The organism is Thiothrix litoralis, assembly GCF_017901135.1.
In the GTDB taxonomy this organism is placed as follows: Bacteria; Pseudomonadota; Gammaproteobacteria; order Thiotrichales; family Thiotrichaceae; genus Thiothrix; species Thiothrix litoralis.
Genome location: NZ_CP072801.1, coordinates 854,527 through 868,714, shown reverse-complemented (window position 1 = coordinate 868,714; position 14,188 = coordinate 854,527). Strand labels below are relative to the sequence as shown.

16 protein-coding genes are annotated in these 14,188 nt (G+C 52.3%); 7 read left to right on the top strand and 9 right to left on the bottom strand.

Annotated features, from left to right (window positions below):
• Positions 1-59 precede the first annotated feature (59 nt).
• A complete protein-coding gene (htpG, locus tag J9253_RS04155; protein ID WP_210223433.1) occupies positions 60-1,949 on the top strand; it encodes a molecular chaperone HtpG in 1,890 nt (629 codons plus the stop codon).
• A gap of 154 nt (positions 1,950-2,103) precedes the next feature.
• On the opposite strand, the gene J9253_RS04150 is transcribed toward htpG, so the two are convergent.
• Positions 2,104-2,847 carry a sialate O-acetylesterase gene (locus tag J9253_RS04150; RefSeq protein WP_210223432.1) on the bottom strand — a complete coding sequence of 248 codons (744 nt, stop codon included), beginning with the start codon at positions 2,845-2,847 and terminating at the stop codon, positions 2,104-2,106.
• 80 nt (positions 2,848-2,927) lie between these two features.
• On the opposite strand from J9253_RS04150, the gene tsaD reads away from it, so the two are divergent.
• The 3 genes from tsaD (at position 2,928) to J9253_RS04135 (ending at position 5,554) form a co-directional block, all read left to right on the top strand.
• Positions 2,928-3,929 (top strand): tRNA (adenosine(37)-N6)-threonylcarbamoyltransferase complex transferase subunit TsaD, encoded by a 1,002-nt coding sequence (tsaD, locus tag J9253_RS04145; RefSeq protein ID WP_210223431.1) that lies wholly within the window; start codon positions 2,928-2,930, stop codon positions 3,927-3,929.
• Positions 3,930-4,020: 91 nt separating this feature from the next.
• Positions 4,021-5,289 carry a glucose-1-phosphate adenylyltransferase gene (gene glgC / locus J9253_RS04140; protein ID WP_210223430.1) on the top strand — a complete coding sequence of 423 codons (1,269 nt, stop codon included), beginning with the start codon at positions 4,021-4,023 and terminating at the stop codon, positions 5,287-5,289.
• Between the two features lie 70 nt (positions 5,290-5,359).
• Positions 5,360-5,554: a hypothetical protein gene (locus tag J9253_RS04135; RefSeq protein ID WP_210223429.1), complete on the top strand. Its 195-nt coding sequence runs from the start codon at positions 5,360-5,362 to the stop codon at positions 5,552-5,554.
• A gap of 63 nt (positions 5,555-5,617) precedes the next feature.
• Here J9253_RS04135 and J9253_RS04130 read toward each other — a convergent pair whose 3' ends face one another.
• The 3 genes from J9253_RS04130 to J9253_RS04120 form a co-directional block, all read right to left on the bottom strand.
• Positions 5,618-6,775 carry a GNAT family N-acetyltransferase gene (locus J9253_RS04130; RefSeq protein ID WP_210223428.1) on the bottom strand — a complete coding sequence of 386 codons (1,158 nt, stop codon included), beginning with the start codon at positions 6,773-6,775 and terminating at the stop codon, positions 5,618-5,620.
• Positions 6,776-6,937: 162 nt separating this feature from the next.
• Complete coding sequence (locus J9253_RS04125) at positions 6,938-7,135, bottom strand: Alvin_2107 family globule sulfur oxidation protein (RefSeq protein WP_028487893.1); 198 nt, start codon at positions 7,133-7,135, stop codon at positions 6,938-6,940.
• Positions 7,136-7,181: 46 nt separating this feature from the next.
• Positions 7,182-8,303, bottom strand: a complete 1,122-nt coding sequence (locus tag J9253_RS04120) for an anthranilate phosphoribosyltransferase (protein ID WP_210223427.1) — start codon at positions 8,301-8,303, stop codon at positions 7,182-7,184.
• A gap of 153 nt (positions 8,304-8,456) precedes the next feature.
• Here J9253_RS04120 and J9253_RS04115 point away from each other — a divergent pair, with 153 nt between their 5' ends.
• On the top strand, positions 8,457-8,900 hold the full coding sequence (locus J9253_RS04115; protein WP_028487891.1) for a tetratricopeptide repeat protein: 444 nt from the start codon (positions 8,457-8,459) through the stop codon (positions 8,898-8,900).
• Between the two features lie 3 nt (positions 8,901-8,903).
• Positions 8,904-9,314: a hypothetical protein gene (locus J9253_RS04110; protein ID WP_210223426.1), complete on the top strand. Its 411-nt coding sequence runs from the start codon at positions 8,904-8,906 to the stop codon at positions 9,312-9,314.
• 321 nt (positions 9,315-9,635) lie between these two features.
• Here the strand turns inward: J9253_RS04110 and panD are convergent, their stop codons facing one another.
• The 4 genes from panD to J9253_RS04090 form a co-directional block, all read right to left on the bottom strand.
• The gene (gene panD / locus J9253_RS04105; protein ID WP_210223425.1) at positions 9,636-10,016 is read right to left on the bottom strand and encodes an aspartate 1-decarboxylase; all 381 of its coding nucleotides are present in this window, start codon (positions 10,014-10,016) and stop codon (positions 9,636-9,638) included.
• A gap of 50 nt (positions 10,017-10,066) precedes the next feature.
• A complete protein-coding gene (gene panC, locus J9253_RS04100) occupies positions 10,067-10,933 on the bottom strand; it encodes a pantoate--beta-alanine ligase (protein WP_210223424.1) in 867 nt (288 codons plus the stop codon).
• Positions 10,934-10,944: 11 nt separating this feature from the next.
• On the bottom strand, positions 10,945-11,754 hold the full coding sequence (gene panB / locus J9253_RS04095) for a 3-methyl-2-oxobutanoate hydroxymethyltransferase (RefSeq protein WP_210223423.1): 810 nt from the start codon (positions 11,752-11,754) through the stop codon (positions 10,945-10,947).
• A gap of 75 nt (positions 11,755-11,829) precedes the next feature.
• Complete coding sequence (locus tag J9253_RS04090) at positions 11,830-12,066, bottom strand: hypothetical protein (protein ID WP_210223422.1); 237 nt, start codon at positions 12,064-12,066, stop codon at positions 11,830-11,832.
• 176 nt (positions 12,067-12,242) lie between these two features.
• On the opposite strand from J9253_RS04090, the gene J9253_RS04085 reads away from it, so the two are divergent.
• A complete protein-coding gene (locus tag J9253_RS04085; protein ID WP_210223421.1) occupies positions 12,243-13,199 on the top strand; it encodes a helix-turn-helix domain-containing protein in 957 nt (318 codons plus the stop codon).
• Between the two features lie 2 nt (positions 13,200-13,201).
• Here J9253_RS04085 and J9253_RS04080 read toward each other — a convergent pair whose 3' ends face one another.
• A complete protein-coding gene (locus tag J9253_RS04080; RefSeq protein ID WP_210223420.1) occupies positions 13,202-14,182 on the bottom strand; it encodes an MBL fold metallo-hydrolase in 981 nt (326 codons plus the stop codon).
• Positions 14,183-14,188 lie beyond the last annotated feature (6 nt).

Sequence of the window (14,188 nt, the reverse complement as noted above, 5' to 3'; positions counted from 1 at the left end):
CGCCATGTTCCCCCATCTTGCCGACATTGAATGAACATAGATGTGAGGAATAACAACCCATGACGGCAACGACCAACAAAGAAAACATGCAATTTCAGACCGAAGTGAACCAGCTTCTGCACCTGATGATTCACTCGCTGTACTCCAACAAGGAAATTTTCCTGCGCGAACTCATCTCCAACGGTTCGGATGCCTGCGACAAGCTGCGTTTTGAAGCGATTGGCAATGACAGCCTCTACGAAAATGACAGCGAACTGCGTGTAGAAGTCGAGTTCGACAGCAAGGAAGGCACTATCACCGTGCGAGACAACGGCATCGGCATGAGCCGCGACGAAGTTGTCACCAATATCGGCACGATTGCCAAATCCGGCACCAAGGAATTCCTCAGCAAACTGACCGGCGATGAGAAAAAAGACTCACACATGATCGGGCAGTTCGGGGTCGGTTTTTATGCCTCCTTCATCGTTGCGGATAAAGTCACCCTGACGACTCGCCGTGCCGGTGCTGCGGCCTCTGAAGGTGTACGTTGGGAATCCGACGCGCAATCCGGTTACTCATTGGAACAAGTCGACAAAGCAACGCGTGGCACTGAAATCGTCCTGCACCTTAAGGAAGATGAAAAGCTGCTGGCAGACGGCTGGCGTTTGCGCAATATCATCCGCCAATATTCTGACCACATCCCGCTGCCGGTGAACATGTACAAAACCGAAGCAGGCGAAACCAAAGATGAATGGGAAACCGTCAACAAAGCCAACGCGCTGTGGACTCGCCCCAAGTCCGAAGTCACGGCAGAGGAATACCAGGAATTCTACAAGCACGTTTCCCACGACTGGGAAGACGCGCTGGCGTGGAGCCACAACCGCGTCGAAGGCAAATACGAATACACCTCGCTGCTGTACCTGCCTGCCAAAGCGCCGTTCGACCTATTCGAGCGCGATAACACCCACGGCCTGAAACTGTACGTGCAGCGCGTCTTCATCATGGAAGACAAGGAATTCAAGCTGATGCCACGCTACCTGCGTTTCGTGCGTGGTGTGCTGGACTCCAACGACCTGCCGCTGAACGTGTCGCGTGAAATCCTGCAAGGCAACAAAGTCATCGAGAACATGAAAAATGCCTCGGTGAAAAAAGTCATCGGCTTGCTGGAAAACATGATTGCCAACGAACCCGACAAGTACCAGAAGTTCTGGAAAGAGTTCGGCAAAGTGCTGAAAGAAGGCCCCGGCGAAGACTTCAGCAACCGCGAGCAAATCGCCAAGCTGCTGCGTTTCTCCTCCACGCTGGATGACAGTGCTGAGCAAAGCGTTTCCCTGCCCGACTACATCGCCCGCATGAAGGAAGGTCAGGACAAAATCTACTACATCACCACCGACAGCCACACTGCCGCGAAAAACAGCCCGCATCTGGAAGTCTTCCGCAAAAAAGGCATCGAAGTGCTGCTGCTCTCCGATCGCGTAGACGAATGGCTGGTACAGCATTTGATGGAGTTTGAAGGCAAATCGCTGCAATCTGTCGCCAAAGGCCAGCTTGACCTGTCCGCCCTCGAAACCGAGGAAGACAAAAAGGCACAGGAAAAAGTCGAAGCCGAAGCCAAAAATATGGTCGAACACATCAAAACAGCACTGGGCGAAAAGGTCGGTGAAGTACGTGTTTCCCACCGTTTGACCACTTCCCCATCCTGCATCGTGTTGAATGACCAAGATATGGCACTCTACATGCAGCAACTGATGAAGCAGGCTGGCCATGAAATGCCCGATACCAAACCTGCGTTGGAAATCAACCCGACGCATCCCCTGCTCCAACGCATGGAAGCTGAAACCGACGACGAGCGTTTCAGCGAATGGTCAAGCATCCTGCTGGATCAAGCAATTCTGGCCGAAGGTGGACAATTGGATGATCCGGCGGGCTTCGTCAATCGTCTGAATAAGCTGATGCTGGCGATGAGTTAAGAGGGTGTCGTGAACCCCCGGTTTGCCAAAATCTGGTGAAATCGGGGGTATCCCGCCAACACGACGATCCGGCTCTCAAACTGGTGATACGATTGGTGCAGATGGCGCTGTCGTTCGCCTTGCTGAATAATCGCTCGGACTACCCACCCCTCCACTATTTCATGTGCTGGATATAAGCTTTAGCAAAACGCTTCCCCAATTCCATCTGCCCGATAGCGTTGTAATGGATGCCATCAGCCTGTTTACCCAAGCCATCGGTAGACACCATCAACGCACGCGGCAATTCACGTTGCGCGGCTTGCTGCTGTTGACGCACGGATTTGATCCCGGCGGCGTAGTCAGGGTGTTCCAGATTCACCTGCCCGTAAAGGAACAGGCTATCAGGCGCTTGCAAGTCTTCACGCAAATGCGTCACCAAGGTGTCAAAACGCTTGCCGTATTGCTGGGCAACACTGATATTGCTTTGCGCATCGCTTTCACCCTGCATCCACAAGATAGCGTCGACCTGCCCTTCCCCTTCGGCCTTTTCCGCAAAACCGACCTGACGCAACAAGCCTTTGTACAGCGCCTGCCCCGGCTGCCACTGCTGGATCAGACTGCCAGAAGCCGCCTGTTTGACCAGAATAATAGTATCCTTGGGGAAAGCCCGTGCCACATCGTGGGCAAAGCTGACTTCGGGGCCAAACCACGCAAATTTTGCCAGCGGGTGTTCGCGCCCCTGATAGAAATATTTCACATTGGCGGGGGTGGTTTTGTAAGTCGCGGGTAACTCGCTGACCTTGCCGCGCCCCATCATATTGGATTGTCCGGCGAGAATAATCAGCCGATCTTTTGCCCAAACAGTAGGCGTCTGCGCGAGCAGCAAGATAGCCAGTAACGGCGTCCAGAATAATCGCATGTTTCCAGTACCTTGTTTTGTCATGGCGCGACTTTAGCATATATACTGCCGTTCATCCTCATTAACCCCTGAAGACCCTTATGCGCGTGCTTGGAATTGAAACCTCTTGTGACGAAACTGGCGTCGCCCTTTATGACACTGACAAGGGGCTGCTGGCGCATCGCCTGTTCAGCCAGATTGCGATGCACGCCGAATACGGTGGTGTCGTGCCAGAACTCGCCTCCCGCGACCATATCCGCCGGGTATTGCCCCTGTTACGCGAAGCGTTGGCCGATGCTGGCATGAGCATGAGCGATATTGACGGCATTGCCTATACCGCAGGGCCCGGATTAATCGGTGCATTGCTGACGGGTGCGTCGATTGCACGCTCAATGGCATGGGGCTTGAACATCCCCGCTGTGGGCGTACACCACATGGAAGGCCATTTGCTCGCGCCGATGCTGGAAGAAAACCCGCCCGAACTGCCCTTCGTGGCCTTACTGGTTTCCGGCGGGCACACCATGCTGGTGGATGTGCCACGCATTGGTGAATACCACATCCTCGGTGAAAGTGTCGATGATGCAGCGGGCGAAGCTTTCGACAAAACCGCCAAGCTGATGGGGCTGGATTACCCCGGCGGCCCCTTGCTGGCAAAACTCGCGGAACAGGGGCGCGACGGCATTTACAAATTCCCGCGCCCGATGGTGGATCGCCCCGGCTGTGATTTCAGTTTCAGCGGCCTGAAAACCTTCTCTCTGACCACTTGGCAAAAGTCCGATCAGACCGAACAAGACAAAGCCGATATTGCGCGGGCATTTGAAGAAGCGGTGGTGGATACGCTGTTCATCAAATGCCGCCGCGCCTTGGAACAGGCCGGGCGCAAACGGCTGGTGGTGGCAGGCGGTGTCGGTGCAAATCAACGCTTACGGGCACGGCTGGCGGAGCTAAAAGCGCAAGTGTATTTCCCGCGTCTGGCGTTTTGCACAGACAATGGCGCAATGATTGCGTATGCCGGAGCCTTGCGCTTGCAAGCCGGGGCGAATGAGGCAGCGGTGATCAATGCACGACCGCGCTGGCCATTAACCGAGCTGGCAGCGATTTAAGAGCAGATTTATTGACCCGACGTAATGAAAGTGTAGGCAATGCAGCGTACAGTAGTCAGCATCACTCACTGACGTCTGGAGCGCATAATATATGACAACCAATAATCCCCGCTTTGTCAGCCTGCTAACGCGGGAGACTTTAGCTTTAGTACTGGCGGGCGGACGCGGCTCACGCTTGTATGAACTCACCGATCGCCGCGCCAAGCCTGCGGTGTATTTCGGTGGCAAATTCCGCATTATCGACTTCCCCCTCTCCAACTGTGTCAATTCTGGCATCCGCAAAATCGGGGTATTGACCCAATACAAAGCGCATTCCTTGATCCGCCATCTGGTGCATGGCTGGTCAAACTTCCGCACCGAACTCGGTGAATTCGTGGAAGTGTTACCCGCCTCCCAACGTACCACCGGCAACTGGTACGCCGGGACAGCCGACGCCATTTACCAGAACCTCGACATCGTGGAAACCTTGCGCCCCAAATACGTACTGGTGCTGGCAGGCGATCACGTTTACAAAATGGACTACGGTGAAATGCTGGCGTACCACGTCGAAAAAGGCGCGGACATGACCGTGGCTTGCGTGGGTGTTTCCCTCGAAGAGGCCAAAGGCTTCGGGGTGATGACCGTGGACGATAACAATCGCGTGGTGGCTTTCGATGAAAAGCCAGACAGCCCACAACCGATGCCAGGCTCAGACGATACCGCGCTGGCGTCGATGGGCAATTATATTTTCAACACCGATTTCCTGTTTGAGCAATTGCACAAAGATGCAGAGAATAAGGAATCCAGCCGGGATTTCGGCAAGGATATTATCCCTTCCATCATTGCCGAACACGCGGTGTATGCCTACCCATTCCGCGATCCTGTCACTGGCAAACAGCCCTACTGGCGCGATGTGGGCACGATAGATGCTTTCTGGGAAGCCAATATGGAATTGGTGTCGGTCGAGCCTGAACTGAATTTATATGACGAAACCTGGCCTATCCTCACTTACCATCGCCAACTGCCCTCTGCCAAATTCGTGTTTCAGGATGAAGGCCGCGAAGGCAAAGCGCTGGATTCGGTCGTTTCCGCCGGTTGCGTCATTTCCGGAGCAGCCGTGATCAATTCACTGCTATTTTCCAATGTCAAAGTACACTCTTACAGCACGGTGAAAGAGACAGTGGTATTGCCGGAAGTCCAAATCGGGCGGAATTGCCGCATCAGCCGCGCGGTCATCGACCGGGGTTGCCAGTTGCCAGAAGGCACTATCATTGGTGAAGACCGTGAGCTGGATGCCAAGCGTTTCCGCGTAACCCCCAACGGTATTACGCTGGTCACGCCGGAAATGTTGGGGCAGAAAGGTTCTGCCAGCGTTGGTTAGTAGCGGCTAGCGCAGCAAACTTTTAAAGTCCTTTGCTGCCCACCGGGGCTGGGTTTACCCTGAACCGGCGGTGCAGCATCCTGTTCAACCTGTGCAAGCGGGCAATCTGGTCGGACTGTTCCGAATGAAGCCACGTTCTTGCTTGATGCCTTTGAGCTGCTTTTGCAAGTCGAATGCACTGATGTTGTTACGTATCCAACCCACGCCCGGCACGGGAATAGAACACCACTCGGCGGTTTCCGCATTGGCTGCATTCCAGATTTAGGCGTGAGTGACAACAGGGAAATAGCATGAAAGGTGGGAGATACACCACCAACGGATAGATTAGCTAAAGACACTTATATCCCCGACCTGAAGGACGGAGCTTTACGCGATATTGGTAATATTGGTAAGCGGTTTTTACTAGCTGCATGGTATGTAGTAAGGGTTTGCTCAACGCACGCGGTGTACTGAGGTGGAAGTTGACCATTTTACGGCGTTCCGCCCATAAATGGTTAATCATCGGATGATTGGGGATGGCACACGAATCCATCCACGCCAGCGGGGTGTCATCCAGCGTGCGGTAAATATTTTCCAATTCCAGCAATACACCGGGCGAATACGCGGCATAGGCCTCGTGGTAAGCAATTTTGAGCGCGTAGCTGCCTTGGGTAGCACTGGTCAGGTTGAGTTTGATGGCGATGGTTTGCCCATCCAGCAGCATTTTCAGCATCATCAACTGACCGCGTGCCGCCGCATTGCGGATCAGGTCTTCCGCAAAATCGCGCTCCCCCTGATGGCAGCTCATCGCGGTCAATGCCTTGCCTTTCCAACCACGCTCTTCCAGATGCAAAAAATCATTGATCCAGTCGCTCAAGCCATGGTTTTGCCCCGGCAACAGTGCCTGAAATTCCAGTTCACCGAGATCTTCGAGGCGGCGACGCAAGCGGCTATACTCCTTGAGTTTCTTCTTGCGCTGATGCGTGGACACATAGTCTTCACCGGAAGCACCCGCTTTCAGCAAGGCGCGTTCCCATGTATCGCGTTCATTCACCAACCCCCCATGTTGTTGGGCAAACAACCGCAAGTGATGCGCAAACTCACCTTCCGCCGGAACCTTGTTCAGCGAAAACGCCAGCGCACCGGAATGGTCACGCAACCACGCAAATAATGCTTGAAAGGCTTCAGCAGCATGGCGCTGGTGTACCAGCGGCGTACCCAAGGGGCAATGGGGGTGCAGCCAGTTCAACCAATGACAGGCGGGAAACTTTTGGTAAGTTTGCTCCTGTACCAGTGGGAACAGGCCAATCAAGCGCGAATGCGCGGTATCTGCCCACACCAGTAATACTGCTACACGGGGATTTTTAGCAGCCAAGGCTTCCAGCGCTGGCAGCAGTGCCCAACTTTCATAAAACACGTTGGGTTCAAGCGATTGGCGTGTGAGTACATCCCAAGCTGGGACAATATCACGCAGTTCACGTGTAGCGGTTACAAGTTGCGTAGTCAAAACGAATACCCGTTTATAGTTATTGAATTAACATATGAGGGTGATTGTGCGCTTAATGAGAAAGATCGTTTAAGCCAATACCAGATGAACGTAGCAAAATCAGCGACAACAAAAAAGCGGGTCAAGCCCGCTTTTTTGTATCTTCACCAGAATGGGAAACGCTTAGGCAGCGAGCCACTCTTTATAGGCTTCCATGTCTTTTTCTTGACCGGCCGCATAACCTGCTTCATAGGCTTCAGTCAGACGCTGCTCTTCACGCATGGGGTTCAGCAGGTAGCCACCTTGCCAGCCTTGCAGGAACTCAGCGTCAACGCCAGCTTTTTCCATTTCTACGACAGCGTTGTAATACTGCATATTCATTTGTCATGTCCTCTTAAAATCAAAAATGAAAATAAACGTGATGCGCTTATGCCGCAGCACGCAGTGTGTCCAGTGCCTTACCGCTATCAAGCGTGGCACGTACCGCATCAGCGGCTTCCTGTATCGAACCGTAACGCCCCAGATGTGCCAGACAGATTGAAGCCGAGTATACCAGACTGTCGTACATCAAACCTTTTTCACCACCCAGTGCCGCAATGCCCATTTCAGCCGCTTTTGCTGCGAGAGCGTCACTGTCAACCGTGGTGGCAATCTCATCACCAATCATCGGGGCGGCGGGTAAGTCTTCCGGCAAAGGCACTGCCCGCACGCTGGCTTGAAGCCCAAATTCTTTGGGGTCAAGGTCACGCTGTTGCTCTTCGCCCTGCCCGTAGTAATAAAACAGCTTGCCAGATTGTTGCAGGGAAGGAATCACGCCACCTTCCACACCACGCACAAACATAGCGCTGTCAAAACCTGCCTGACGTGCCAGCGACGCATAAATCGGCGGGTATGCCTTGTGAACATAACCCCCCATGCAGTGGGTTTTCAGCTTGCCACGGATAGGCCCCAACATGGTTTCTACCGTGGTCAGCACCTGACGCTTGATCATCCGCTGACGGATGGGGATCAAGTCATGCAAACCGGGCGCAAACTGGCGCTGATCAAGGTAAGTCCAGCCGATGCGTTCCAGTTGTGCTACCGCTTCAGCCGGGGTCAAATTGACCTTGATACCTGCCGCTTTCAGTACCTTGTGGTGGGTAGCGCCAAACTTCGGCCCTACCTGTTCCAGACCGTGCAGGACAGCGTGTACGCCCATCGCCGCCAAGACCACCGGCACAAAGGTGGAAGCCGGTACACCGCGCGTATAACCATCATACGGGTCAGACACGTCGAGCACTTCATCCACCGCTGCGGTGCTGATGGCGGACATATCAATCAATGCCTGCAACGTGCCTCGGTTTTCCTCATCGGTCTCGCGTTTCATGCGCAACGCAATAAAGTAAACCGCCACCTGCACAGGGTCGGCCTCGCCACTCAAAATGTGACGCATGGCGTAATAGGCATCCTCGTAGTTCAGATCCTTGCTGTATTCAGGGCCTGTCGCTACTTTTTGGATGCATTGGCGCATGTGCAATTTTAAATTGCGTTCGGTATTTGTTTCAGTCATCGTGGCATTTTCCATATCGCGAAAGTTTAAGAAGCACGCCCCCATTTCTGAATATCCCTCTAGGGGTAAAACTCACGCCCCGGCGGGCTATTTCGGAAGTAAGGGCAGAATGCGCTAAGATTGGAACCCGATTTTACGTTCAAGGAGATTCCCGTGTCACAAATCGATAATGACTCTATGGATTTTGCCAGCGGCATGGCAGCGTTTGAAGCCAAGCATTTTTCCCGCGCCATGCAACTGCTTTCCCCCTTTGCCGATCAAGGCGACCAGATTGCGCAGCACCTGTGCGCCATTATGTGCCAAAACGGCCTTGGAGTGGTGCGTAATGATGCCAAAGCCTTTGAGTTGATGAAAGCCTCTGCCGAACAAGGCTACGGTCTGGCACAACACGGGCTGGGTTTTATGTACATGGAAGGCGAATGCGCCCCCAAAAGCGGTGAAGAAGCAGCCAAATGGTTCCACAAGGCCGGTGAACAAGGGCTACAAGGCTCGCTGACCACGCTGGCGATGATGTACCAGCAAGGCAACGGCGTTCCGCAGGATGAAGAAGAAGCCAAGCGCCTATATAAACTCGCTGGCTTCGACGATCTGGGGTAAACCATGCGACAAGCAGGCAATAAACTTCACGTGGTGGTCAACGCTGTTCCTGTATTGGAATTCGATCGCAGCCAACCTATTCCCGGCCACCAACGCCTTTATCTGGATAATATGGATGCCAAAATGGATCAGGGCATCCAAATTAACGGGGAATTTCATCCAACACCTGACCCGATCTTGCGCTCCCAATTTGTCGCCAACTCGATGGTCAATGCTTTATTTGCAGAAAACTATTCGCTGGCAATGGCGCTGTGTACATGGCTGGCAAACCGCATCCCTGATTTACAGATGGTCAAGGCAGCAGGTGATATTGAAGCCGATATGGATGTAGAACTGATTTTCGACCGTGATTACGAGAAGGCCAAAACTGAACAGGGGATTAAGTTCTATAAGCCTGAAAAATCAGATAAATAAGCATATAAATATAACTAATGAATTAAGTACTGATTCAGCCCAAACCCGTAAGATGCAGCGCATGGACGAAGGGCACACAGCAATAACAATAAGCCCGGCTAACGATGGAACTGTTATGAGAAAGCCAGTCGGCTCAAGCGTTATTGAACGCCAAGCCGACCTTGAAATTTAACCATCTGCAAGGGTGAGCAGACCCGCAACAGATGAGAATCATAACAATAAGCGATGTATCGCAACCAACACCGAGCGACAACCATAACAAGAAATGCTCGGTTTTTCCTCTTTTTCCGACCAACAGCACGTTCCTTGTGCAATCTTCCCTTAAGCAGCCTGTACCGCAATTTGTTTTGAGGTATGCGTCACCCGATTCTGTGGGTCGACATACACCAACTGCGGCTTATGTGCACTGGCTTCTGCTTCCGCGAAACCCGCATACGTACAAATAATAATAAGATCGCCGGTACTGGCTTTGTGCGCAGCCGCACCATTGATCGAGATAATTCCACTGCCTGCTTCAGCACGGATGGCATACGTTGAAAAACGTTCGCCATTGGTAATGTTGTAAATATGCAGTTGCTCATATTCTCGAATATTACCGGTACGCAGCAAGTCATCGTCAATCGCACAGGAACCTTCGTAGTCCAACTCAGCGTGAGTGACGGTAACACGGTGCAGCTTGGATTTGAGAAGCGTCAGCTCCATGGGGCGGTTCCTCCGTAACGTTCAATCAAGTATGCAACAAAGCAATACTATTATGATGTTTCTGTTACTTTTTTCAATGTTAAGGGAATATTATCGATCAGTCGCGCCTTACCCAGCCATGCTGAACCAAGCACCACTACATCTGTATCCTCTACCTGAGCGGGAAGCAAATCAACCGCGCGGCGAATTTCCACATAATCGGGACGAAAACCACGTGATTCCAACGACTTCGCTGCCTCAATCTGTAAGGACGCGTAATCCTGCCTTCCTTTGTGCAGCGCGTCAACCACTTCACGCAGGATCAAATGAAAGCTGGGCGCAAGTTTACGCTCAACGGTTGTCAGGTAGCCATTGCGCGAACTCATTGCCAACCCATCGGATTCACGTACCGTGGGCAAACCCTCGATATGAATATCCATATCCAGGTCGCGCACCATCTGGCGAATCAGCATCAATTGCTGAAAATCTTTCTCACCAAACACCGCCACATCGGGCTGCACCATGTGAAACAATTTGCAGACCACGGTGGAAACGCCCGTGAAATGCCCCGAGCGCGAAGCACCTTCCAACCATTCGCTAACGCCCGGCACTTCCACTTTCGTGGCCAAACCACCGCTGGGGTACATCAACGCCGGGGTTGGGGTAAAGATCAGATCCGCCCCAGCCGCTTGCAGTTTGGCACAATCTTCCGTCAGGGTACGCGGGTAAGCGGCAAGGTCTTCTTGGCGATCAAACTGAGTAGGATTGACGAAAATGGATACCACCACTTTGCTGCCTAATGCCTGCGCCCGTTTGACTAGGGCAATATGGCCTGCGTGCAAATTACCCATCGTCGGGACAAAGGCGATGGTTTCGCCTGCCCGCCGCCAGCTTTTGAGTTCTTCACGCAAGGCATCAATGGCTTGAACAATAATCATGGAGTGCTCTTTTAGAAAAAACAGTGTTGATCTTCAGGGAAATTTCCGGCTTTTACCGCTTGTACATAAGACGCTACCGCCTGCGGAATGGTTGCCCCCGCACCGATAAAGTCGTGGGAAAACTTCGGCGCACGCGGGGAAATGCCCAGCATATCGTGCAAAACCAACACCTGCCCATCGCATTCGCGGCCTGCACCAATACCGATAGTGGGAATCTCCAGCGCTTGGGTAATCTGTGCTGCCAGCGCAACGGGTACACATTCCAGCACCAGCATATCTGCCCCGGCATCTTGCAAGGCTTTGGCATCTTCCAGCATTTGTTTGGCAACGGCTTCATCACGCCCTTGCACCCGATAGCCGCCAAGTTTATGCACAGATTGTGGCTGCAAACCGAGATGCGCACACACCGGTACACCGTGATGGGCAAGCTGGGCAACGGTAGCCACTTGTGGCGCACCGCCTTCCAGCTTCACCATGTGAGCACCGCTTTCCTGCATCAAGCGAGCGCTGTTACGCAAAGCCTGTTCCGGCGAGGTATAACTCATGAAGGGTAAATCGCCGATGACCAGCGCGTGCTGGCAGTTTTTCGCCACCGCACGGGTGTGGTAAACCATGTCATCCATCGTCACCGGAACAGTGGTTTCATGCCCTTGTATCACCATGCCCAAGGAATCGCCGACCAGAATCACATCCACCCCCTGCGCGTCCAGCACCTTGGCAAAACTGGCGTCGTAAGCGGTCAACATGACGATCTTTTCCGCCTCGCGCTTCATCTTGCGCAAGGTGGTGACGGTCACACGAGGATTAGGTTTGGTGCTCATGCAGGCTGGCTCCCGAAATCAGTTAAATGTTGCAGTGCAGTTTAACACGCCAGCCATCCCCGTGCGCCAGTAGTGTTACCCCCGCGTAAGCAAGACCGTAAAAATGGGAACAAACACATCACGCAAAATTTCAACCATCAGTTCGGTCGATACCTTTTCAGTGCTTTCTGGCTGTGCGACTTCCGAATCTACCCCACCAGCCTCCGCTAATTGCATAGGCTTAGCTTTGAGGGTTGTGTCCGACAAAATAACGCAGCCCTGAAGAGAGAGGGTCAGCAGGGAAACGTTCAAGATCATTGCAAGCGTTTTCATGGGGTTTGCTCCATATTTTGTTGTTTATCAGCAAAACCCATACTACTTATCGGTCATAACAAAAACTAATCATTTCGTTCATTTATCGTTCAGCTAATGCACCATGCAAAATTTGCATATGGCATAAAAATAGTGCATATTATTTGGCCTAATCCATATTAATAATAAGTAAGCCAATGCGTAATAACATAATTCAAGAAGGGCATATACCGCAGGACGGCAAGCAGTTACACGCTTTACGCAAAACCGCCCATCACAGCCAGGCTGATATGGCATACCTGTTACAGACATTCCTGAAGCCGCACATGAAGGCTGGCTTCTCGGTGTTACAACCGGATATTTCACGGCTTGAATGCGAAGAAACCGCGCTGGATGTCCCTAAATTGCTGGCCTATGCCAGTCTGTTTAAGGTCGACATCAGCACGCTGCTGAAGCCGCATTTTCAAACATTTTGCCAAAGCGAATTTCGCCTGCAACATTTCGCCACCAATGCAGAAGCTGACCAGCACCTCTGCCAGCTAGAAAATGAAGGCCGTATTCTGGCGTATAGCCAGTTCCCTTCGTCGTTCTTTGTAAACCCGCATGATGGCAGTGAACGCTTCCAGCAGATTGCCCACCCGGACTACGCGGAAACCCATATCCACACGCTGGATTCACTGCTTAATTTTATTTTTTCGCCCATCAGCCGTCACAGTTACGCCGCAAGGGGTGATATTCTCCGGCATTATCTGGCGTATTTCCGCCAGCGCTCCAAGCACTTGCACTTTTTTTCGCGGGCAGACTTCGCCTGCACCAGCCTGTTTCCCAGCCTGATTCTGCTACCCAAAAAGTCCACGCTGATCATGATGGCACCGGTCATGCAACATGACCAAGGTGACGTGTTTCTGGAAATTCGCAGCCCACGTTTGTGCAAAGAAATCCATGAGTTTTACTTTCACAAAGTTAACACGCTGGATGTGGACATTAGCCTGCTAAAAATTGGGCTGGACACACTGGAATTGCTCCAGCAAGGTGTTAGCCTAGAAAGTGCGGTACGGTTTTTCTACGATGAAGTCCAGAAACGCAGCCCCGAAGACAGTGCTGCGATTCTGGAAAACTTCAGTGTGGATATTCAGGAAATGTTGGGCGAGTAAACTTAGAAATCTTCCTGCTCGGCTTCCAACACCGACAGGCTGATGTGCTTGCCCAGCTCTTCATCCAGACCTTGCCAATCTTTGTAATCGGTAAGTTTTTCCTCGATTTTGGGCTTCATCTCGAACGCCTCCATGTCTTGTTCGCGCAGATCCTTAACCGAGCTGTAGACTTTATTCAGGTAATCGCGGTAATAGGTCAGCACATTTTTGCTACCAGTGTGGCCATGCCCCGGAACGATTTTGTCGACACCCAGCGTCAGCGCGTAATCTGCCGCTTTGATACCACCGGCGAAACTGCCGTCATCCATGCGCACAATGCGCTTGTTGTTGATAGTATCGCCCGTGAACAGCACTTTTTCTTCAGGCACTTCAAACATCACATCGGTGTCAGTATGCGCCTTGCCTTCGATCAAATGGGCTTTCAGCGTCAGGCCGCCCAGATCGAAACTTTGTCCATCAGTCAGTGCTTCCGTCGGAATGATCGCTTGCGTACCCTCGGTGGCTTTTTCGGTCATGGAATCCATCGTACCAATCCACTCTTCGGCGGCACCGTTTTTGGCCTCTTCTATCATCGCCGGGTGCGCGTAGAACTTCACATCAGGGTTTTCTTCCTGAAATGCCTGATTGCCTAACCAATGATCGCCATGAACGTGGGTGGTAAACACTTGGGTAATCGGCTTGTCAGTAATTTTACGAATATGCGCCAACACTGCCCGCCCAATGGCTGAACTGGAACCGGGGTCAATAACCGCCACTTCCTTGTCGGTCACAATGAAACCGGGATTGTTCATAAAACCCTGATTTTCCTTGTCGGGGTAACCCATGGGGCCATGGATGACGTAAACATGCCCGGATATTTTCTCCGGTTGGTACTTATCCAGCAAACCTTGATGCACTTTTTTATCTTCCGCCCCCGCAGTCAGGCTCAAACCAACCAGCAAACTGGACGACAGCAGCAACAGCTTCTTGGGTACTTTTTTCATAATGAT